This window comes from Azospirillum sp. B4, assembly GCF_000333275.1.
In the GTDB taxonomy this organism is placed as follows: Bacteria; Pseudomonadota; Alphaproteobacteria; order Azospirillales; family Azospirillaceae; genus Nitrospirillum.
The window spans coordinates 18850-41224 of sequence record NZ_BACU01000485.1; the positions used below are offsets into that span (position 1 = coordinate 18850).

20 protein-coding genes and 1 tRNA gene are annotated in these 22375 nt (G+C 63.9%); 14 read left to right on the forward strand and 7 right to left on the reverse strand.

What is annotated here, in order from left to right:
* Position 1: 1 nt before the first annotated feature.
* Complete coding sequence (locus I55_RS20980) at positions 2-2197, forward strand: xanthine dehydrogenase family protein molybdopterin-binding subunit (protein ID WP_085940069.1); 2196 nt, start codon at positions 2-4, stop codon at positions 2195-2197.
* A 45-nt stretch (positions 2198-2242) separates the two neighbouring features.
* Here I55_RS20980 and I55_RS34955 read toward each other — a convergent pair whose 3' ends face one another.
* Together I55_RS34955 and I55_RS20985 are read right to left on the reverse strand one after the other, a co-directional pair.
* On the reverse strand, positions 2243-2455 hold the full coding sequence (locus I55_RS34955) for a hypothetical protein (RefSeq protein ID WP_252181242.1): 213 nt from the start codon (positions 2453-2455) through the stop codon (positions 2243-2245).
* A gap of 19 nt (positions 2456-2474) precedes the next feature.
* Positions 2475-2951, reverse strand: coding sequence for a MarR family winged helix-turn-helix transcriptional regulator (locus I55_RS20985; protein ID WP_044562540.1), 477 nt, complete (start codon positions 2949-2951; stop codon positions 2475-2477).
* Between the two features lie 343 nt (positions 2952-3294).
* Between I55_RS20985 and I55_RS20990 the strand changes: the two genes are divergently transcribed.
* From I55_RS20990 to I55_RS21000, 4 genes are all read left to right on the forward strand, one after another.
* Positions 3295-4386 (forward strand): fumarylacetoacetate hydrolase family protein, encoded by a 1092-nt coding sequence (locus I55_RS20990; protein ID WP_044562541.1) that lies wholly within the window; start codon positions 3295-3297, stop codon positions 4384-4386.
* Between the two features lie 108 nt (positions 4387-4494).
* Positions 4495-5370: a hypothetical protein gene (locus tag I55_RS36175; RefSeq protein WP_148293880.1), complete on the forward strand. Its 876-nt coding sequence runs from the start codon at positions 4495-4497 to the stop codon at positions 5368-5370.
* Positions 5371-5402: 32 nt separating this feature from the next.
* A complete protein-coding gene (maiA, locus tag I55_RS20995; protein WP_044562542.1) occupies positions 5403-6056 on the forward strand; it encodes a maleylacetoacetate isomerase in 654 nt (217 codons plus the stop codon).
* 108 nt (positions 6057-6164) lie between these two features.
* On the forward strand, positions 6165-6911 hold the full coding sequence (locus tag I55_RS21000; protein ID WP_049974360.1) for a DUF599 domain-containing protein: 747 nt from the start codon (positions 6165-6167) through the stop codon (positions 6909-6911).
* A gap of 142 nt (positions 6912-7053) precedes the next feature.
* Here I55_RS21000 and I55_RS21005 read toward each other — a convergent pair whose 3' ends face one another.
* Positions 7054-8142, reverse strand: coding sequence for a lysine-2,3-aminomutase-like protein (locus I55_RS21005; protein ID WP_044562543.1), 1089 nt, complete (start codon positions 8140-8142; stop codon positions 7054-7056).
* A 218-nt stretch (positions 8143-8360) separates the two neighbouring features.
* Between I55_RS21005 and I55_RS21010 the strand changes: the two genes are divergently transcribed.
* The 5 genes from I55_RS21010 (at position 8361) to I55_RS21025 (ending at position 15652) form a co-directional block, all read left to right on the forward strand.
* Positions 8361-10385, forward strand: a complete 2025-nt coding sequence (locus tag I55_RS21010) for a prolyl oligopeptidase family serine peptidase (protein WP_199902666.1) — start codon at positions 8361-8363, stop codon at positions 10383-10385.
* Between the two features lie 276 nt (positions 10386-10661).
* Complete coding sequence (locus I55_RS21015; protein ID WP_044562544.1) at positions 10662-11888, forward strand: DUF6538 domain-containing protein; 1227 nt, start codon at positions 10662-10664, stop codon at positions 11886-11888.
* A gap of 554 nt (positions 11889-12442) precedes the next feature.
* Complete coding sequence (locus I55_RS34960; protein ID WP_083901304.1) at positions 12443-13441, forward strand: ParA family protein; 999 nt, start codon at positions 12443-12445, stop codon at positions 13439-13441.
* Positions 13442-13611: 170 nt separating this feature from the next.
* The gene (locus I55_RS21020; RefSeq protein WP_044562545.1) at positions 13612-14166 is read left to right on the forward strand and encodes a recombinase family protein; all 555 of its coding nucleotides are present in this window, start codon (positions 13612-13614) and stop codon (positions 14164-14166) included.
* A 244-nt stretch (positions 14167-14410) separates the two neighbouring features.
* The gene (locus I55_RS21025; RefSeq protein ID WP_148293881.1) at positions 14411-15652 is read left to right on the forward strand and encodes an AAA family ATPase; all 1242 of its coding nucleotides are present in this window, start codon (positions 14411-14413) and stop codon (positions 15650-15652) included.
* Positions 15653-15805: 153 nt separating this feature from the next.
* Here the strand turns inward: I55_RS21025 and I55_RS36180 are convergent, their stop codons facing one another.
* From I55_RS36180 to I55_RS21035, 3 genes are all read right to left on the reverse strand, one after another.
* Positions 15806-16033, reverse strand: a complete 228-nt coding sequence (locus I55_RS36180) for a hypothetical protein (RefSeq protein ID WP_148293882.1) — start codon at positions 16031-16033, stop codon at positions 15806-15808.
* A 222-nt stretch (positions 16034-16255) separates the two neighbouring features.
* Positions 16256-16332, reverse strand: a tRNA-Arg gene (locus tag I55_RS21030).
* 76 nt (positions 16333-16408) lie between these two features.
* Entirely contained in the window at positions 16409-16879 is a 471-nt protein-coding gene (locus I55_RS21035) for a hypothetical protein (protein WP_044562547.1), read from the reverse strand.
* A 353-nt stretch (positions 16880-17232) separates the two neighbouring features.
* Here I55_RS21035 and I55_RS21040 point away from each other — a divergent pair, with 353 nt between their 5' ends.
* Entirely contained in the window at positions 17233-17628 is a 396-nt protein-coding gene (locus tag I55_RS21040) for a hypothetical protein (RefSeq protein ID WP_044562548.1), read from the forward strand.
* Entirely contained in the window at positions 17628-17840 is a 213-nt protein-coding gene (locus I55_RS21045; protein ID WP_044562549.1) for a helix-turn-helix transcriptional regulator, read from the forward strand. The genes I55_RS21040 and I55_RS21045 overlap by 1 nt, the downstream gene beginning before the upstream one ends.
* Positions 17841-17882: 42 nt before the next feature.
* On the opposite strand, the gene I55_RS21050 is transcribed toward I55_RS21045, so the two are convergent.
* Positions 17883-18755: a pirin family protein gene (locus tag I55_RS21050; RefSeq protein ID WP_252181243.1), complete on the reverse strand. Its 873-nt coding sequence runs from the start codon at positions 18753-18755 to the stop codon at positions 17883-17885.
* A 226-nt stretch (positions 18756-18981) separates the two neighbouring features.
* Here I55_RS21050 and I55_RS21055 point away from each other — a divergent pair, with 226 nt between their 5' ends.
* Positions 18982-21426 (forward strand): glycoside hydrolase family 31 protein, encoded by a 2445-nt coding sequence (locus tag I55_RS21055; protein WP_044562550.1) that lies wholly within the window; start codon positions 18982-18984, stop codon positions 21424-21426.
* Positions 21427-21553: 127 nt separating this feature from the next.
* Entirely contained in the window at positions 21554-22261 is a 708-nt protein-coding gene (locus I55_RS21060) for a glutathione S-transferase N-terminal domain-containing protein (RefSeq protein ID WP_044562551.1), read from the forward strand.
* Positions 22262-22375 lie beyond the last annotated feature (114 nt).

Here is a 22375-nt window from a genome sequence, read left to right on the forward strand (position 1 = left end):
CATGCCCGATGGACACATGCCCGAGAATCTTGACAGCACGTCGCGCCGCCGTTTCCTGCAGGTCACCGGCGGCGCCGGGGTGGGCCTGATGGTGGGCTTCACCTGGACCGCCACCGGCCGGCGCGCGCTGGCCGCCCCGGCCGCCAAGGGCTTAGAGCCCAACGCCTTCGTCAAGGTGGCGCCCGACAGCACGGTCACCGTGCTGGTCAAGCACCTGGAGATGGGGCAAGGCGTCTTCACCGGCCTGACCGCCATCGTGGCGGAGGAAATGGACGCCGACTGGGCGCAGATGCGGGCGGAGCACGCCGCCGCCAACGCCAAGCTGTACAACAACAGCGCCTTCGGCCCCATCCAGGGCACCGGCGGATCCACCTCCACCTACAATTCCTGGACCCAGCTGCGCCAGGCCGGCGCCACCGCCCGCGCCATGCTGGTGGCCGCGGCCGCCCAGACCTGGGGCGTGTCGGCATCGGACATCACCGTGTCCAAGGGCGTGATCTCGTCCGGCACGCACAGCGCCAAGTTCGGTGAGCTGGCGGCCAAGGCGGCGGCCCTGCCCGTGCCGGCCGACGTGCCGCTGAAGGATCCGAAGAATTTCACGCTGATCGGCACCCGGCTGCCGCGCAAGGACAGCGTGGAGAAGAGCACGGGCAAGGCCGTGTTCGCCATCGACGTCGTCCAGCCCGACATGCTGGTGGCGGTGGTGCGGCGCCCGTCCAAGTTTGGCGCCAAGGCCCAGGCCGTGGACGCCAAGGCCGCCAAGGCGGTGAAGGGCGTGGTCGAGGTGGTGGAGATTCCGCGCGGTGTGGCCGTGGTGGCCACCTCATACTGGGCAGCCCACCAGGGACGCGAGGCGCTGAAGGTCACCTGGGACGAAAGCCAGGCGGAGAAGCGCGGCACCGACGCCATCATCGCCGACTACAAGGCCCTGCTGCCCAAGCCGGGTGAGCTGGTGACCAAGGAAGGCGACGTGGACGCGGTGAAGGCGGCCAAGGTGGTGAAGGCGGAATTCAGCTTCCCCTTCCTGGCCCACGCGCCGATGGAGCCGCTGACCTGCGTGGTCAAGCTGGGCAAGGACGGATGCGAGATCTGGGCCGGGGACCAGTTCCAGACGGTGGACCAGGCCAACGCCGCCCAGGCCGCCGGCCTGAAGCCGGAACAGGTGACCATCAACACCGTCTACGCCGGTGGCAGCTTTGGCCGCCGCGCCAACCTGGAATCGGATTACATCGTCGAGGGGGTCGCCATCGCCAAGGCGCTGTCGGATGCCAAGGTGCAGGGCGGCAAGCTGGCCGGGCGGCCGGTGAAGCTGATCTGGTCGCGGGAGGATGACATCCGTGGCGGCCGCTACCGCCCCATCTACGTCCACGGCATGGAGGCCAAGCTGGGCGCCGATGGCTCCCTGCTGGCCTGGAAGCATCGCATCGTCGGCCAGAGCATCATGGCGGGCAGCATGTTCGAGCAGAAGGGCAAGCCGGACAACACCTCGGTGGAAGGGGCGGCGGAGATCCCGTACGACATCCCCAACCGCCTGGTCGACCTGCACACCACCACCTCGCCCGTGCCGGTGCTGTGGTGGCGCTCCGTGGGGTCCACCCACACCTCCTTCGCCGTGGAAAGCTTCATCGATGAGCTGGCGGCGGAAACCAAGCAGGATCCGGTGGCCTTCCGCCGCAAGCTGATGGAAAAGCATCCGCGCCATCTGGCGGTGCTGAACCTGGCGGTGGAAAAGGCGGACTGGGGCAAGCCGCTGCCCAAGGGCTGGGCGCGCGGCGTGGCGGTGGCGGAAAGCTTCCGTTCCGTCGTCGCCCATGTGGCCGAGGTGTCGCAGGACGAGAAGGGCCGCATCAAGGTGGAGCGGGTGGTCTGCGCCGTCGACTGCGGCATCGCCGTCACGCCCGACGTGGTCAAGGCGCAGATGGAAGGCGGCATCGGCTATGGCCTGGGTGCGGTCATGTTCGGCGCCATCACCATGACCGGCGGCGTGGTCGACCAATCCAACTTCGACACCTATCGCTGCCTGCGCATCGATGAGATGCCCAAGGTGGAGGTCCACATCGTTCCCAGCGCCAACCCGCCCACCGGCGTGGGCGAACCGGGCGTGCCCCCCCTGGGGCCGGCCGTGGCCAACGCCATCGCGGCCCTGACCGGCAAGCGCATCCGCGACCTGCCCTTCACCGGGACGGTCAGCGTGTGAATGGTCCGGCGGCGTGGGAGAAATCCCACGCCGCCGCAACCGCATTTAGCTTGGGTAAAGGGCTGGGTCATATCTGGGATTGAAGGTGAAGCTTCCTTCGATCTTGCCGTTAAGCGCCACCTTCCATGCTCCGACGATAGCTTCGGGAGGCACGCGCTCATCAGGCCCAAAGGTACCGGCAATTCGATAAACCCATCCGCCTGGATGTTTCGCCGCTTCCTTGATTTCATCTGAATGGGGTTGCATTGCTTCTTTCACTTCCGGCCGCCAGTAAAAACTAATCCAAACCATCCGACAACGGCGTGCTGGCGGGGATCTCCTCCGCCACGCGCTGCTCCAGCTTTTCCATCAGCGACCACAGCTGGGCGCGCTCGGCCTCCGTCAGGACGGACAGCAGCCGCGCCTCCCAGGCCAAGGCCTCCGGCGCCACCTGGGCGTAGAGGTCGCGGCCCTTGGCGCTGAAGGACAGGCGCAACAGGCGCTGGTCCTTGGGGTGGGGCTTGCGGTCCAGCAGACCCGCGTCCACCAGCCGGTTCACCGCCCGGCTGACCTTGGCCTTGTCCATGGCGGTGCGGTCCACGATGTCGTTGGACGACAGCGGCTGTTCCTGGCCCAGGGTGGCGAACACCCGCCACTCCGGAATGCTGAGGCCGAATCGCTCCTGGTACCGCGCGGCCAGGGCCAGGCTGACCTTCTTCGACAGGATGTTCAGCCGATAGGGCAGGAAGCGGTTCAGCTGCAAATCGGGGGGCATGGCTGGCGAGAACCTGTAACAAGACGGTGGCGGGCGACGAGACCGGTGGCGGGCGGCTTGACAGCGGAACCCTCACAGCCTACTGTACTTATAACGTTTCATTTGAAACGATAAAACCGACCGCTGTCCATCCTGTCATTGGGGTCTCCGTAACGGGAACCGCCCCGGGGGGTGGAAGACGGGTTGGGAGGAAACGCCCCGTTCATTCGTGTGACCTCAAGGCGCCCCCGTCTTTTCCGGACGGGCTGGCCGCCTTGAGGGTGCCGCTTTTCCTGCCAACCCTGCCCACCCGCCGACGCTTTCCGGGCGTGCGGCGGGGCGGGACAGAAGGAAAGGGCTCCTCATGAAGCTGGCAACCCTGAAATCGCTGGACCAGACGCTGGATGGCGCCTTGCAGGCCAAGGTGGGGCGCGACGGCATCCTGGTCGTCGTGTCGTCCGACCTGGCGCGCTGCCGCGCCGTGCCGGGCATTGCCGCCACGCTGCAACAAGCGCTGGACGACTGGGCCCAGGTGGCGCCCCGCCTGGCCGAGGTGGCGGTGGAACTGGACGAAGGGATCGCCCCGTTCGCGGCGTTCGACCAGGCCGCCTGCATGGCGCCGCTGCCCCGCGCCTTCCAGTGGGCGGACGGCTCGGCCTACGTCAACCATGTGGAACTGGTGCGCAAGGCGCGCGGCGCCGACATGCCGCCCAGCTTCTGGACCGACCCGCTGATGTACCAGGGCGGTTCCGACAGTTTCCTCGGCCCCCGCGATCCCATCCTGATGGCCAAGGAGGCTTGGGGCATCGACCTGGAGGCGGAGGTGGCGGTGGTCACCGGCGACGTGCCCATGGGTGTGTCGGCGGATGAGGCGCGCGGCCTGATCCGCCTGGTCATGCTGGTCAACGACGTGTCGCTGCGCGGCCTGATCCCGGCTGAACTGGCCAAGGGCTTCGGCTTCTTCCAGTCCAAGCCGTCCAGCGCCTTCTCCCCCGTGGCGGTGACGCCGGACGCGCTGGGTGACGCCTGGCGCGAGGGCAAGCTGCACCTGGACCTCCTGTCCTTCATCAACGGCCAGCCGTTCGGCCGGCCCAACGCCGGCGTCGACATGACCTTCGATTTCGGCCAGCTGATCGCGCATGCCGCCCGCACCCGGCCGCTGGTCGCCGGCACCATCATCGGTTCCGGCACCGTGTCCAACCGGGGGCCGGACGGCGGGCCGGGCCTGCCCATCGCCCAGGGCGGCGTGGGCTATTCCTGCCTGGCCGAGGTGCGCACGGTGGAAACCCTGCTGCAAGGCCAGCCCAAGACGCCCTTCCTGCGCTTCGGTGACAGTGTGCGCATCGAGATGATAGACGCCCTGGGCGCCAGCATCTTCGGCGCCATCGAGCAGACGGTGGCGGAGTACCGGCCGCAACCGGTGGCGCCCGAAGCCGTCCCTGTTCCCATGCCTTAAGGACTTGCCCGCCTCGTGGCTTCAGACGGCATTAACTGGAAAGAGCATCAAGCTGCAGCAGAGCGATCCTAAGTTGGGGGGAGGAAAGGTGATCAGGGGCGGTTCGAAATGGCCAAGAGCATTGGTGCGCTTAAAATGCCGCGTCTAGTCGCAGTTGGGGCAGCGATGACGCTCATTGCCGGGCTCACGGCTATGCCATCCAACGCCAAGACAACGCGTCCAGGTTGGCAGCTAGTTCATGGCGCAGATCAGCCAGTTTGCCAGGCGGTGCAGAAAGCGCATCGGCGCTTGGCCCAGCGCCACCCTGATGTCGTTTATGGAGAGGAGTACTTGAACGATGCCTATGCGGGCACGGGCATCACTCTTCCGCGCCCCTTGGGAAGCGACGATCCGTTACTTGTCAAATATCCAGGGAAGCTATACGGCCACCCCTTAGGTGACGGAGAGCCCAAGGGTGATGGAACTCCGACGGTATTAGGTATGGTTGGTGACGCCCCTGCCTCGGCGATAGATCAGTTTTATAATTTGGATGTCGCGGGCGATGGCCAGAAACATCTCATATATCTACATTACACACCCTTCGGCCATGGCCGTGATTTCCAAACTGAACTTTGGATTTTTAGGCCAGGCGTACCTTATCGCCCAATTGCGATGTCTCCTTTAGATGAGCGATTCGGAACGCAGTTTGACGATAAGGATGTGGCGCTTCATTTTTCCGAAGAAGACGGCATTAATGTCGGCAGAAAGCACAATTACCAGAATTTATATGATCCGAATCTCCATTCAGAGGATAAAATCCTCAAATACCCAGGACAAGATGAAAAGAAGATTGGCGAATTTGCAATTTTATTGAGGAATAATCAGCACGTGATAATGTTTTTGGGAAAAATATACATCGTTGCCGGGATGTCTATCGATAATTATATCGACGTATATAGAATAATGCCCTCAAATCAGATGAGAGTTGATTGCGAGTTCAGGTGATTTTTTAGATAATAGAGAAAGACTGCCAACCCATGCTCACCCTCTACACCTACTTCCGCTCCTCCGCCGCCTATCGCGTGCGCATCGCCCTGAACCTGAAGGGCCTGACAGCGGCGCAGGTGCCGGTGCACCTGCTGCGCGATGGCGGGGAGCAGTTGAAGGCGGATTACCTGGCGCTGAACCCGCAAGGCCAGCTGCCGACACTGGCGGTGACGGACGACGCGGGGACCCACCTGCTGACCCAGTCGCTGGCCATCGTGGAGTACCTGGACGAGGTGCATCCCATCCCGCCCCTGCTGCCGGCCGACCCCATCCTGCGGGCCCAGGCGCGGGCCGTGGCCCTGGCCATCGCCTGCGACATCCACCCCATCAACAACCTGCGGGTCCAGAAGTACCTGAAGGGGGAGATGGGCGTGGATGAGGCCAAGGCCGGCCGCTGGGTGCGCCACTGGATGGAAACCGGCCTGGCGGCGGTGGAGGCCATGGTGCGCCCTCACGCGGGGCGCTTCTGCTTCGGCGACACGCCGGGCCTGGCCGACCTGGTGCTGGCGCCGCAGATGTTCAACGCCCGGCGCTTCAACGCCGACCTGTCCGCCTGCCCCACCCTGGCCGCCATCGACGCGGCCTGCCTGGCCCTGCCGGCCTTCGCCGACGCGGCACCGGAGCGTCAGGCCGACGCGGCCTGACCTCACGCGGCCTGACCTTACACTGGCGCAACCTTCCCCTCGCGCGGGCGGGGCATCCGGGGCATGATGCGCCGGTTTCCCCCGCCCCGCCCGCCTGACCCGCCCCCCATGCCCTTCGACCTGGCACCGTTGGACGTCCTGGCCCTCATCACCTTCGCGGTGCTATGGGGCGGCTATAACGTCATCTTCCGCCTGCCGGGCGCGCCGGCCAGCCTGAACCTGCACATGCGCACGGTGCGGGAGGTGTGGATGCGCAACATGCAGCAGCGGGAGGTGCGGCTGCTGGATGGCCAGCTGCTGGGCCATCTGATCCAGAGCGTGTCGTTCTTCGCCTCCACCACCGTGCTGCTGATCGCCGGCGACCTCAGCGCCCTGGTGAACGCCGACCGGCTGGCGGCCCTGGTGGAGAAGATGCACGTCACCAGCACGGCCTCGGGCGCGCTGGTGGAGGTGAAGCTGTTCCTGCTGCTGGGCGTGCTGGTCTACGCCTTCTTCCAGTTCACCTGGGCGGTGCGGCAGTACAACTACACCTGCGCCCTGATCGGCGCCATGCCGGACGCCACCAACCACCCGCCCAGCGTGGATGTGGAGGAGGCGGCGGACGCGGCGGCGGCGCTGCTGTCGCTGGCGGTGCAGAGCTTCAACGCCGGGGTTCGGGCCTATTACTTCGGCTTCGCGGCCCTGGGCTGGTTCGTCCACCCGCTGGCCTTCATGGCCTCCACCACCCTGGTGATCGTGGTGCTGGTCCGCCGCCACTTTCACTCCCGCGCCTTCCACGCCGTGCGCCGCTTCGGCACCGCCGTGCAGATGGTGCTGCCCGAACGCAGCCAGCCGCAGCCGCCCGAGGGAGCGTGACCCCAGCGGCATGGTTTTCAAATCATGCCGCTGCAGGACGCTCCTCTCGTCCGCCGGACCTTTTCGGGGAGCGTCAGCGGACTGAAAAGGGAGGATAGCCAAGTCCCCGGATGGGGCCGCCGGCGCCTGAGGGAGGCCTGATTCAGGCCTCTTCACTATAAGCGTGCCGGCCGCCGCGCGGGTCGGTGACGGTCCAGCCGCCTTCGCCGTCGGGTGCCAGGTAGTCGGCGGTCAGGGGCACCTTGCCGTGGCCGCCGGGGATGTCCAGCACGTAGGTGGGCTGGCACAGGCCGGAGACATCGCCACGCAGTTCCCGCATCAGGGCGCGGCCCTGCCGCACGGTGGTGCGGAAATGGCCGGTGCCCTTGGCCAGATCCCCCTGATGCAGGTAGTGCGGCTTCACCCGCGCCTGGACCAGGGCGCGGAAGGTGCGGGTCAGGGTCTCGGCGTCGTCGTTGACGCCCTTCAGCAGCACGGTCTGCGACAGCAGCGGGATGCCGGCGTCGACCAGCCGGGCGATGGCGTCCCGCGCCTTCTCGTCCAACTCCCGCCAATGGTTGGCGTGCAGCATCAGCCAGCTGGCGATGCGCCGGCCCTTCAGGGCGGCCACCAACTCCGGCGTCACGCGGTCGGGGTCCACCACCGGCACGCGCGTGTGGAAGCGGACGACGCCGACATGGGGGATGGCGTCCAAGCGGGTGACGATGTCGGCCAGGCGGCGGGGCGACAGGATCAGCGGGTCGCCACCGGTCAGGATGACCTCCCACACCTCCTCGTGCTCAGCGATGTAGGCAATGGCGGCATCCAGCTCGGCGCCGTCCAGGGTCTCACTGCCCGGGCCCACCATCTCGCGGCGGAAGCAGAAGCGGCAATAGACCGGGCAGACGTTGACGGCCTTCAGCAGCACGCGGTCGTGATAGCGGTGGACGATGCCCTTGACCGGGCTGTGCGGCCCGTCGCCGATGGGGTCGCCCATCTCGCCGGGCGTGGTGGTCAGCTCATCGCCGCTGGGCACGAACTGGCGGGCCACGGGGTCGTTCGGGTCGGTGGGATCGATCAGCCCGGCCATCTGGTCGGTGACGGAGACGGCGAAGCTGGCCGCCACCTGTTCCAGCCGGGGCAGGGCGGCGGCATCGGCCAGGCCGGCGTCGACCAGGCCGGCGGCGGTGCGGATGGGCTGCGTGCGGTTGGCGGCCGGATGGATGGCAGGCTGGCGAACGGCGGTGCCCATGGGGCCTCCCCACAACTCGGCAAGACGGAAACGATGGAACAGGGGCCTAGATCGGCCGATGCGGCGCGCTCGTCAAGCCGCCCGCCCCGCATGGGCCCCCCGCATCGGCGTTGGCGGCGGGCCCGGGCTTGAGGCACACTGGCGACAATGAGGACGTATTCCTTGATAAATCACGGATAAATCAGGCGGATGGGGGCGGACATATGGGGACAGGGTGCATGGGGGCGAAACGGGCCGCGATGGCGGCGTTGCTGATGGGATGGATGATGACCGAGGTGACTGCCGCTGAGACGAAGACCGCCCCCTACGGCACCTGGGCCTCGCCCATCACGGCGGCGCGCCTGGCCGGCAGCGAGATCCGCCTGGGTGACCTGGTGGTGGACGGCGGCGTGCCCTACTGGCTGGAAAGCCGGCCGGCCGAGAAGGGGCGCTACGCCGTCGTCACCCCTGACGGCGCCGGCGGCATCCGCGAACTGACGGGGCCGGAGGTCAACGCCCGCACCCGCGTCCACGAATATGGCGGCGGCGCCCTGCTGGTGTCCGGCGGCCGGATGTACTTCAGCAACTTCAGCGACCAGCGCCTGTACACGGCACCGGTCGCCGGCGGCGCGGCGGCGGCGCTGACGCCCCCCGGCTATCGCTACGCCGACTGTGTCGCCGGCGCGCCCGGCCATCTCTATTGCGTGCGGGAAGACCACAGCGCGCCGGGGGAGGCCAAGAACGCCATCGTCTCCCTGGCGGTGGACCAGCCCCAGACGGCGGACCAGCCCGGCGACGCCGGCACCGTGCTGTTCGGCGACAGCGACTTCGTGGCCTATCCGCGCCCCAGCCCGGATGGCAGGCACCTGGCCTGGATCGCCTGGTCCCACCCCAACATGCCCTGGGACACCACCACGCTGTACGTCGCCACGGTCACGGCCGGCGGGCTGACGGACGTGACCGTGGTGGCCGGGGGCCATGATGAATCGGTGATGGAACCGCGCTGGGATGCCGACGGCACCCTCTACTTCCTCTCCGACCGGAGCGACTGGTGGAACCTTTATGCCTGGTCCAAGGGCATGGTCCGCCCGGTGACGCGCAAGGCGGCGGAGTTCGGCGGCCCCTTGTGGAACCTGGGCCAGTCCAACTACGCGCTGACCGGTGACGGGCACGCCATGGCCCGCTACGGCAGCGCCGGGGTGGACACGCTGGCGGTGGTGGACCTCAAGACCGGGGCGGTGCGCGACCTGTCCCTGCCCTTCGTCGCCTATGGCGGGGTGACGCTGGCCGGGACCCAGGCGGTGATGATGGCCTACGCCGCCGACCAGACGCCGGCGGTCATCAGCGTCGACCTTGCGACCGGCGCCCACACCGTGCTGCGCCGCCCGGCGCCGGAAAGCCTGGACGCCGGCCTGGTGTCGCGGGCCAAGCCCATCGAATTCCCCACCGCCGCCGGCCCGGACGGCCAGGCCCGCACGGCCCACGCCTTCTACTACGCCCCCACCAACCCCGGCTTTCGGGCGCCGGCGGGGGAGAAGCCGCCCCTGCTGGTCAAGGTGCACGGCGGCCCCACCAGCGCCAGCAAGCCGGCGCTGGACCTCAACATCCAATATTGGACCAGCCGCGGCTTCGCCGTGGTGGATGTGAACTATGGCGGCAGCACCGGCTATGGCCGCGCCTACCGCAACCGCCTGCGCGGCAATTGGGGCGTCACCGACGTGCAGGACGCCACGGCGGTGGTGGCCTACCTGGACCAGGCGGGCCTGGCCGACGCCAATCGGGCGGCCATCCGGGGCGGCAGCGCCGGCGGCTACACCACCCTGGCGGCACTGGCCTTCACCCCCGTGTTCAAGGCGGGCGCCAACTATTACGGCGTGTCGGACATGGAATCCCTGGCCAAGGACACCCACAAGTTCGAAAGCCGCTACCTCGACAGCCTGGTGGCCCCCTACCCGGCGGGCAAGGCCGTCTATGACGCCCGCAGCCCCCTGCACCACCTGGACGGCTTCTCCGCCCCGCTGATCACCTTCCAGGGGGCGGAGGACGCGGTGGTGCCCCCCGCCCAGTCGCGCAGCATCGTCGCCGCCCTGAAGGCCAAGGGCGTGCCCGTCGCCTACATCGAGTTCGAGGGCGAACAGCACGGCTTCCGCAAGGCCGACAGCATCATCCGCGCGCAGGAGGCGGAGCTGTACTTCTACGGCCGCATCTTCGGCTTCACGCCGGCGGACACGCTGCCGGCGGTGGCGATCGATAATCTGAAGTGAGGGGGGATACCCCTGTGAAGCGATAGGGGCGTTCCCTGGGGCATATGGGGAACTGCCCCACGCCCCGCCTTGCGCACCGGAGCTGGTACACGGATCCGGTCCACCATCAAGGTGGCGGGCATCTGCTTGGGCATTGATTTTACAAAGGCGGGGGAAATGGTGTCCCCGGCGGGATGGGTGCCGCACCTGGGGTCAACCCTATGAATCCAATAATATCATGACATTGGAATGGTGTTCCTGGTACACGCACCTGGTACACACCAGACTGAAACGCCCATGCCTGATAATCGCCACCTGATCCAGAAGCATCTTACCTGGTTCTTCCGCCTCCGCGTCCCCAACGATCTGCGTGCGGTCTATGGCAGCGCTGAGATTCATAAAAGCCTACAGACCCATTCCGTCATCCAGGCCCGCACGCAACGGGATGTCCTGCTTGGGCGCTACCGTCGTGAGTTCGAGGACCACCGGCGCGGCGCCAAGATGGAAGACTTGGTGTTGTCCAACGCCCTAATCGCCAAGCGAGAGATCGCCCAGGCCAGCCCCAGCCGGATTGCTGTGGACCTCGGTGATGAGCGGTTGACGGAGCGGGAGTTGGCCGCAGACCTGGCCCGGGAGACGGCGGCACGGGTCATCCCCCAGGTCATTGGCACGGATGATCCCGATGACCCCCGATATATGGAGCAATTCGAACTCTACCACCGGGTGGCTCACGGCACGTCTGATCCATTGGCGCCGCTGCTTGAACCCTGGCTCCGCGAGACCAAGGGGGCCGTGAAGACCATCGCGGAGAAGCGAAAGGTGGCCCAGGCGTTCCTTGACTGGATGGCGACACAACGCCTGGTCCTGATCGACGACATTCCCCGCCGGGTCGCCTCGCGCTATGTGCGGGAGGAAATCGCGGGGCGCGGTGTGAAGCCCGCGACGATCAATAAGGAGATATCGCACCTGTCTTCCTGGTGGCGTTGGCTGAAAAAGCGCGGCCATCTGGAGGACAGTGAGAACCCCTGGACGGACCAGGGCTATACCGTCAATCCGGATGCCGAAGGTGAGGATGAGGAAACCAACCACCGCGCTTGGACGACAGACGAACTGTGGACCCTGTTTAACGCCGATCCTGCGGCCTGTGGGGTGCGTCCGGCCACGCGGGCTACTCTCCTGCGGTTCGCCAAGGCAGCCCTCTACACGGGCGCCCGGCGGAGCGATTTGGCCGGTCTGAAGGTCGGCGATGTCGAGACCAAGGAGGATGGTGGCCTATGGCTGATAATCCGCCGGGGCAAAACCAAAGCGGCAGTCCGCAACATTCCCGTCCACAGCGCCATTGAGCCCCTTATACGGGAGATGATCCAAGATCGCCCGGCGGACGAGTGGCTGTTCACCGGCCCAGGGATCGTTGGAAAGACCACCCGGCGCCCGTGCCAACTACGTGGGCAAGCTGTGGCGGGACATGACCAGCGAACTAAAGTTGATGCCGGTCCTGCACGGTCTCCGCGCGACCTTCATTGAACACATGGAGGCCGTCGGGGTCCCTCTTAGCACCGTGAAACTTATCGTCGGGCATCGGCGCGGCGACATCACGTTCGGCCGCTACAGCAAGGGCCACCTGGTGGACCTGCGGACGGAGATCGAGAAGGTGCAGGTGGTGGGGGTGTTCAATTGACCAAGTATCGCAAGCCCATGACCAGCCTGGGGACTACACAGCTAGCGTCATAAACGGGCCAACCTACAGAAAATAGAACCGGTATTTCATGCGGTGTTCGGGTGACATCCCCCTGGGGGTCTTTTGAAAGATTTTCAGGTAGCCTGCGTGGCTCCACGAAGTCGAACAATAACAATGACAATAAACTCCGAAGTAGGTTTGAAAGGGTCTGTTTCCAGCCCCCCTGGGGGTACCACTCAAAATGTCGACGCAAACTCGACGACTTAGTCAGCAAATTACTGTCACTTTATGATTGCCAAATCCCCTTGATCGAGAAACCAAGGGTCGCTATATGCCTTTTGTCGGGCATAAAGGAAATGTCAGCACCTTTAAAAAGTGCTGTTGTGCAGGGAGAGATTAAATGGCAAGAACTATAAGCATATTTAATAATAAAGGTGGTGTCGGCAAAACAACGTACATGTTCCATGTTGCCCATCTGTTAGCCAGCACGTCACTGACTGTTCTCATGGTCGACTGTGATGGTCAGGCGAATCTAACGGCGCATACGTTAAGAAATGCTGCAATTAGGAAATCATGGTCACCTGATGGAAATAGTATATGGAAGAATATTGAACAAGTGGCAAAGGGGGTCGGTGACGTTGGACAAAGGTCTCCAATTCAATTTAATCCGAGATATCCGACTCTTTATATTGTTCCTGGTGACCTAAGGTTAACGGATTTTGAAGATAGACTTGGTGACACATGGAGTGCAGCAAAGGGCGGCAGTGAAGCGGCTGTGCGCGTTCAAAGTGCAATACATAGATATATTAAATGGGCTGCAAATAAAATCAAAGCAGACGTAGTTTTGGTGGACCTCGGTCCGAGCTTGGGTGCTATAAATAGGGCTGTATTAGCTTCGAGTGATTATTTTATAATACCAATGGCCCCAGATTTATTTTCCATTGAGGGGACAAGAAATTTAGGAGAAAAATTGGTGCTTTGGCACCGTGAATGGGCACAGTGTCATCAGGCGTGGAACGGTAATGACGTTGAGCTTCCTGACGGAACGCCAAAATTCCTTGGGTATGTGATTCAAAGTCACAATATTAGAAACAATTCTGAAAAAATGACTCGCGGATGGAATATGTTCGGCAGGATAATTGAGCAAAATGTCCAGTCAAATATTGTAGACAAATTAACAACGATAGATCAGGTTGTTGACTGGGCTGATGGCAGTTACAATCTTGGAATGATTCCAAACTTACATAGTCTTATACCATATTCTCAAGCGGCTAGAAAACCTGTATTCGATTGTTCTTATGGGGACGGACTTCAGGGCGCGCACGTTACTAGAGCCGCTGAATCACGTGATCATTTCTCTGGTATAGTCGATATTATTCGACAAACACTGGTGTGGTGATTTCTTTGACCGATACGGTCGCGGGATGAGGCACAAATCTGTGCCAATGAACCAAGCCCATGTGAGACGTCGCAGCGGTGACGTCGCGGTGTCTCACATGAATGGCATTGCCAATTCTGAGACAGTCGTGTAGACATCTCTTAGAACCTATTGAGACATGGGGCCTAGAGATGTTGATCGGTTACGCACGTACTTCGACCTTAGATCAGACCGCCGGGCTGGAAGCCCAGCAACGGGACCTGTCGGACGCAGGGTGCGAGCGCATGTTCGTGGAACAAGTGTCTTCGGTTGACCGGGATGCTCGTACACAGTTGGCCATGGCCCTGGATTGGGCACGGGACGGGGATATCCTGGTGGTCACGAAGCTGGACCGCTTGGCCCGTTCCGTGGCGCACCTCATGGAAATCGTGGACACCCTGACGCAGAAGGGGGCTGCGCTGCGGGTGCTGTCCATGGGCATAGACACCAGCACGGCCACCGGCAAGTTGATGCTGACCATCTTGGGGGGCGTCGCGGAGTTCGAACGATCCATCATGTTGGAACGTCAGCGCGAAGGCATCGCCAAGGCCAAGCAGGATGGCAAGTACAAGGGACGCAAGCCCACCGCCATGGCGAAGGCGGATGAAGTCCGTCATCTGAAGGCCCAGGGTATGGGCGGTAGCGATATCGCCAAGGCCCTTGGGATTAGCCGGGCAAGTGTCTACAGGGCTCTTGAAGAAGTCTGAAGCGGAATGACTTGTTGTGTCAGCGAAGTTCATGACACGAACAGCTAAGTCCTTGTTTTCCATGACACTTGGTGTGGCATTCAGGATCGCTATGCCAATGCATCAACTCCAAATACAGTACACGGATGAAAGGTCATTGTCATACCAATTCAAGTGATGGCTGGTATAACCGGCGAAAACCACCATCTAATATCTTAATAATATTTTGGATGCATATCGTTAGGTCATTGATATTACTGATAATTTGTATACCTTGCAGCACAAGGTGTGGCAAAAACCTGCCAAAAATGAGTCGTGGGATTACATGGGCTATTCTTCGATACTGGCACCGGGTCGGATGGGTGACTTCCGTTGGCCCAACACATCAACAGCTATCGGAGTAGTCGTGCATCAGCACAATCCACATTTCTCAACCAACCAGCTTCGTTCCGTGCGGGCTCCAGCCGATGTCTACAAGGGGCTGGCTGGGGGGCTGTTCAGGTCCGTATCGAATGCACCTCGCAAGATTACCGCTGTCACCTACCGCGACCTTATGGCCCGCAACTTCCCTGACCGCGAGTGGGTGATGGAACCATGGTTACGTCAGGGCGAATCCGTAATGATTTGGGCGGCGTCGGGTGTCGGCAAGACCATGCTGACGCTGACCCTGGCGATTGCCATGGCTGGTGGCGGTAGCTTCGCGGGATGGGCGGCAGGACGCCCCCGCAAGGTGCTGCTGGTCGATGGGGAGATGCATGTCCAGGACCTTCAGGAACGCTTGAAAACGCTTACCCGGGCGGTGTCCGGCATCGACCATGATGCCCTTGCGGACAACTTGAAGATCATCGCCCGGCAAGGCCAAGCCCCGGACAGCGGGCCCTTTTACGATATCAGTTGCCCAAACGGCCAAGCGCAACTTCTACGGCGTGTGGATCAAGAGGAAGCGGAAGTCGTCTTCCTGGATAACTACACGACCCTTAGCGACAGCTTGGCGGACGAGAACGACGCGGTGGCCTTCAAGCCCATCATGGGGCTTCTTCTGGGATTCAAGCAGCGCAACGTGTCGGTGATGCTGGTCCACCACGCGAGTAAAGGCGGGCAAGCCTACCGGGGATCAACAGCCCTGGAGACCACTTTTGAGGTCATCATAGGCTTGAAGCGTCCGGACGACGCCCGTCCCGGGAATGCCCATTTCCGATTGGAGTTCGGGAAGTTCCGCCAGAAGGGTGGTGCCAGCACGCAGTCACGCGTGTTCGCCCTTGCGGACGATCATTGGATTGTCAGCGAGGATGAGGATGACACCTTGACCCGCATCTTGGGGGCGCTCCGATCTTGCCGTTATGGAAGTCAGAAGGAAATCGCCGTCGCCTTGGCCATCGATCCGGCGACTGTCAGTCGGCAGTTGAAACGGGCCGTGCTGGATGGGTGCGTTACCCGCAGGGGCATCAAGGAGGCACTTGGGGAGGCGACCAGCGGTGATCCGCCGGGCCCCGAAGACGACTTCTGACCCAGCTTTTGGGCGACGGGGCGTTAGCCCTTCGTAGGGATCACGGTTGTACATTGTTATGACCATATAAGGCGTGCAACGTGCAAGAGCCCCGGTTTTCCTGGGTTTCCGGGGGCCGGGGCGGTTGCAGGGCAATGGTCGTTTTTCGTTGGGTCAGTGGCCTTCTTCCTGGCCATGCTCCCGAATTACATCCGCCATCAAAGATAAATCATCAGCAAGTTGGTCGGGTAACGGATTCAGATCCTCGAGAAGACCCCAGCTAAGAGCACGAATAGCTAGTTTCATAATAGCTTCGCGAACATAGGGGTCACTGTTCATTGCCCCGAGTTCAGCGGTCAGCGCTCTACAGCGATTCTCTACAACTACGTCAAGATCAGTCATTGATACCTCGCAAAATCGGATCTCCCGGTCTGTCCCGTCTGAGGGATAGCCGTCAGAACTATAGTAGCTCTAAGGTCTGTACATCCATAAGGTGCAGCTCGTTCTAAACGGCCCGATTCTCGAAGTCGCAGCTAGCTGGTACATAGTCTGGTACACAGACCTGGTACACGCGACGCCGTGGCCTGCCGCCTAAGTCATTGATTTATATACGCATATAGGGAATGGTGTCCCCGGCGGGATTCGAACCCACGGCCCCAGGATTAGGAATCCTGTGCTCTATCCTGCTGAGCTACGGAGACGCCGGGGCGGGTTATAGCAGGTTTGGGCGGCTTGCACAGCCCCGGGGCGTGCAAGGCATGGGTGCCGGCGGGCATGTCAGCCGACCAGCAGGCTCACGATAAGGACCTCATCCACCATGGGCTTGCCTACCGCCTCGTTCGCCACTTCCATGATGCGGCCCTTCAGGGCCTGGACGTCGGCGGTGGTCAGGGTGTTGCGGGCCAGGTGGTCGACGGTCAGGGCCTCGGTCAGCTCACCATTGATGCGGGGCCTGAGGTTGGTGACGGTGTCCACCTCCTCATTCAGGTGCTTGCTCATGCGCACCACCAGCATCACCTGCAGCCGGACGTAAGAGAAGCGGTCCCGCCCCGGCAGCAGCATGGGGCTCATCTTGATCTTGCGCAGGACCTCCGGGTCCTCCGACTTCTGGCCGCCACCCCCGCCTTCGCCGGCCAGCGCCGCGTGCGGCAGGGCCGTCATCGCCATCAGCGCCAGGAAAGCGCCACCCAGCAGACCCCGCAGCGCGCGGCGGCGGTCATGGGGTTGGCGTTGATCGTCGCGGCTCATTCCGGGGCGAAATCCTGTCGGCGGGGCAGAGTTCTGGGGAAACCCAGGGGTGAATTACTGGTCGGTAACGGAGAAGCATCAAAAACCGGGCGGGAAATTAAGTCTAACACGACTGTCCACGGGCGACGCGCGAGTCTTGTCCCACCTGGTATGCGGGGATACTACGGCGCCATCCTTAAAGCTTCCTTAGCGGACCCGCCTATACGAAAGACGTGGATTTTCTACCTTATCGCGGATGTGCCGGCTTGCGACTCGGGGAAATCGCCTCAAGGGGGAGAGGTTAAAAGTCAGGTTGACCTGACACCCGGAGTGAGTCATGTTTACCTGACAAAACGTCAGGAGAACACGACATCATGTCCAGTAATGACACCTTCGCCTTGGCCACGCGCGGTTATGCCATCGGCACCGCCGCCTCCATGACCCTCTATGTCCTTTCCATCATCGTCATCAGTTGGGGCGGCTTGGACCTCCAGGGGCCGCTGCTGTGGCTGGGCGCGCTGGTGCCCGGCGCCTGCATCGCCGCCCAGCTGTGGGTGACCCTGCGGATGATGCGCCAGGCGGATGAGTTCGTGCGTGCCCTGATGGCCAAGCGCTTCATCGTCGCCGCCACCCTGGCCTTCATCGTCGCCACCACTTGGGGTTTCCTGGAAACCTACGTGAGGCTGGCGCACATGCCCGGCTTCCTGGTCTATCCCGCCTTCTGGGCCGCCTTCGGCCTCGTCACGCCCTTCATCCGGACCAGCCACTGATGCGCAACACGCTGAAAGTGCTGCGGGCCGAGCGGGGCTGGACGCAGGGCGACCTGGGGGAGCGGCTGGGCGTCTCCCGCCAGGCGGTCAACGCCCTGGAGACGGGGAAGCACGACCCGTCGCTGGACCTGGCCTACCGCATCGCCGTGCTGTTCGACCTGCCGGTGGAGGCCATCTTCCACAACCCGCACCGGCCGGCGGCCCAAACGTGATGCCGGCGAGGCCCCGATCGGGCCGCCGCCCGTCTGACGGAATTACTCGAAGAGCCCCGCCTGATAGTCACGGATGGCGGCGATGATCTCCTCCCGCGTGTTCATGACGAAGGGGCCGTGGGCCACCACCGGTTCGGCGATGGGCTCGCCATGGCCGAACAGCAGGACGGCGTCCTCCTGCGCCGTGATCTCCACCCTGTCGCCCTCCAGGCTCAGTTCGACCAGGTGGTGGGCCGGGGCCGCGCCGCCGCCCACGGTGACGGCGCCGCGCACGACGTAGAGGAAGACGTTCCGCCCGTCCGTCCCCTCGAACCGCACCGTGCCGCCGGCCGACAGGCTGACCGTGCTCATGAACACCCCGGTCAGGGAGGGGATGGGGCCGGTCACGCCGCCCCAGCTTCCGGCGATGAGGTTGACGGTGCCCCGCCCGTCATCGGTGGGCAGGGCGGGGATGGCGTCGCGCTGCAGGCCGGTATAGCCGGGCTCCGCGAACTTCAGCCGGGCCGGCAGGTTCACCCACAGCTGCAGGATCTCCAGCGGGCCGCCCTGGCGGCGGAAGTCGGCCGGCGACAGCTCCGAATGCACCACGCCTCGCCCGGCCGTCATCCACTGCACCCCACCGGCCTTGATGACGCTTTCATGGCCGGCGCTGTCGGCGTGCGTCAGCTCCCCGTCCAGGATGAAGGTCACCGTCTCGAACCCGCGATGGGGGTGGGGGCCGAAGGGCAGGCCCTGGTTGCGCGGCGGATAGACCTGGGGCCCGTGGTGGTTCAGGAACAGGAAGGGGCTCAGCTGCGGCACGGCGGGGCCGGGCAGGGGGCGGCGGGTCACCAGGTCGGCGATGTCGTCGCGATAGGCCGCGTGCAGGCGCGTCAGGGTCTTCAGGCGGGGCATGGCAGCCGGCTCATGGGTCATGGGCGATCCTCATCGGGCGCCCGCGATGGCGCCGCGTCCCTACACTTAAGACCTTGGCGGTCCCGGCGATAGGCGGCGTTGCCGGCACGCACCGTTGCCGCTGGGGAACAATCGCGGCTGTGGCACCGGGCTTTTCGGGTTGACCCTGGGACGTGCTTCACGGATGGTACCGCTATCATATGATTTATAAGAACCTCGCTTCATAAGAATTTCAGGGGGAGTCACCATGAAGATGCGCGGGCGGCCCGTAATGGGCGCCATCCGGTTCGGCACGGCCATAGCTGTGGTAATGGGCGCCATGGCGCTGGCGGCCCCGGTGTCGGCGCGGGCCGATGCCGTGAAGTCCCCCGTGGTGGTGGACCAGTCCAACAAGGTCCAGGAGCAGACCCTGGTGCTGGAGCCCTACGGCCCCAACATCATCCGCGTCACCCTCAGCCTGAAGAAGGCCGCGGCCCTGGCCGGTCCCGGCTACGGTATCATCCCCGGCGCCAACGCCGCCGGCTGGACGCAGGGCCAGGACGCGCGCGGCGACACCGTGCTGGCCTCCGGCCAGATGTCGGCCACCATCGTCGGCTGGCACCCGCCGCCGCACACCGTGGCGCCGCAGCAGACGGCCGTGGACATCAGCCGCTATTTCGGCGGCACGACCAACGGCGCCCACATCACCTTCAAGGATGCTTCGGGCAAGACCATCCTGGACTTCACCGGCTGGTCCATGGGCACGCCCAACTTCAAGGACGGCAACAGCCAGCTGCTGCACGACCGCCGGCCCACGGACGACCCGTTCTATACCGTGAACGGCGTCTTCGCCTCCCCGGCGGATGAGCACTATTACGGCCTGGGCCAGAACCAGGAGGGATTCCTGGACCATCGCGGTCATGTGGTGCGCTGCTGGAACGACTATAATGCGCCGGGCGGGCAGAGCACCTGCGTGCCCTTCATGATCACCAACTACGGCTACGGCATCCTGTGGGACAACCCGTCGAAGACGACCATCGAGCCGGGCTTCAACGAGGTCACCCGCTGGACGTCGGAGGTGGGCGACCGCGTCTCCTTCTTCGTCATCGCGGGCAAGACCGCCGATGAAATCTATGCCGGTTACCGCCAGTTGACCGGCGCCACACCCATGCTGCCCAAGTCGGCCTACGGCTACATCCAGTCCAAACAGCGCTACCGCTCGCAGCAGGAGGTGCTGGACGTGGCCAAGGGCTATCGTGAGCGGCACATCCCGGCCGACGTGCTGGTGGTGGACTGGTTCTACTACACCATCATGGGCCAGTTCGATTTCGTGCCGGAGCTGTGGCCGAACCCGAAGGCGATGAACAAGCAGCTGCACGACATGGGCTTCGAGACCATGATCAGCGTGTGGCCGCGCTTCACGTCCGACGGCCGCTACTATGACCTGCTGAAAAAGAACGGCTGGTTCCTGAGCCAGGCGGACGGCACGCCCACCAACGGCCTGCCCTATGACAAGGCGGGGTCGGACATCGACACCACCAACCCCGACGCCGCCAAGTGGTACTGGAACACCATCCGCGACAACATCCTGAGCCAAGGCTTCGACAGCCTGTGGTCGGACGAGACGGAGCCGGATTTGCCACCCAACGGCAGCTACTACCACATCGGGCCGGGCACGAAGTACTTCAACGTCTACCCGCTGTTCCACACCAGCGCGCTGTATGACGGCTTCCGCCGCGACTTCAAGGACAAGCGCACCGTCATCCTGTCGCGCGACGCCTATCTGGGCGTGCAGCGCAACGGCGCCATCGTCTGGTCGTCCGACATCACCCCCACCTGGGACGCCTTCAAGCGCCAGGTGCCCACCGGCCTGGACTTCGCCGCGTCTGGCATCACCTACTGGAGCAACGACACCGGCGGCTGGCAATACCTGCCGGAGGAGCACACGCCGGCCAAGGCGCCGCTGCTGGACCCCACGCCGGCGCGCGCCGTTGTCGGCGGCTATGACGACTATCCCGAGCTGTACACCCGCTGGTTCCAGTACGCGACCTTCCTGCCGGTGCTGCGCACCCACGGCAGCCGCCCGGCCAACGAGATCTGGTCCTACGGTCCGGACGCCCAGGCCATCCTGGAGAAGTACGTGAAGCTGCGCTATCAGCTGATCCCGTACATCTATTCCCTGGGCTACAAGACCTACCAGACGGGGGCCCCCTTCCTGCGGGCCCTGCCGCTGGACTTCCCCGACGACCCGGCCGTGACCGACATGCGGGATGAGTACATGTTCGGTCCGGCCCTGCTGGTGGCCCCGGTGACGGAGCAGGGGGCGACCACCAAGCAGGTCTACCTGCCGGCCGGTAGCGACTGGTACGACTTCTGGACGGACAAGCGCTACAGCGGCGGCCAGACGGTGACGGTGGCCGCACCCATCGACCGCATCCCGGTGTTCGTCAAGGCGGGCTCCATCCTGCCGCTGGGCTCCCCCATCGAGAATACGCACCAGAAGCAGACCATATCCCGGGTGAAGGTCTATCCCGGTGCCGACGGCCGCTTCACCCTGTTCCAGGACGACGGCTTCACCTACGCCTATGAGCAGGGCGGCGGCAGCGTCACCCAGCTGACCTGGACCGAGGCCAACCGCAGCTTCGGCCACACCGGCGCCAAGGGCTGGAGCGAGCCCGACGCCAAGGTTGTGGAGGTGGTGCAGGCCAAGTAAGGGGCGGTGGAGGAGAGGGCGGGGACCGGTGACGGCCCGCCCCTTTTCTTCCGGTTGTGACACCCGTCGTTGAAGTACTGGCGGATTGACGGTTCAATTCCCGCCGGTGCTACCCGGAGGGCTCCCCATGACCGACCTGTCCGCATTTCCCATCACCCGCCGCTGGCCGGCCCAGCATCCCGACCGCATCCAGCTCTATGGGCTGCCCACGCCCAATGGCGTGAAGGTCTCCATCATGCTGGAGGAAACCGGCCTGGCCTATGAGCCGCATCTCGTCAACATCATGCAAAACGAGAGCTGGACGCCGGAGTTCCTGTCGCTCAACCCCAATGGCAAGATCCCGGCCATCATCGACCCCAACGGGCCGGAAGGTGCCCCCATCGCCCTGTTCGAATCGGGCGCCATCCTGGTCTACCTGGCGGAGAAGACGGGTAAGTTCATCCCGGCCGGCGCCACCGCCCGCTATGAGACCCTGCAATGGGTCTTCTTTCAGATGGCGGCCATCGGCCCCATGTTCGGCCAGGTGGGATTCTTCCACAAATTCGCCGGCAAGGATTACGAGGACAAGCGCCCGCTGAAGCGCTACGCCGATGAATCCAAGCGCCTGCTGGGCGTGCTGGAGGGGCGTCTGGCCGACCGGCCCTGGATCATGGGCGCGGACTACACCATCGCCGACATCGCCATGCTGGGCTGGGTGCGCGGCCTGGTGGGCTTCTACGGCGCCGGTGACCTGGTGGACTACGCCAGCCTGACCCACGTGCCCGCCTGGCTGGACCGCGGCCTGGCGCGGCCGGCGGTGCAGCGTGGCCTCGACATCCCCAAGCGACCTGTTTGAGTTCCCTCAGGCGCCGGGCGCGGCCATCCGGCCGCTTGGCTTCCTCCCTTTCCAGTCCGCTCCGCTCCTCGGAAAGGTCCGGCGGCCGCGGTCTAAGCAGACTTTCCGAACTCC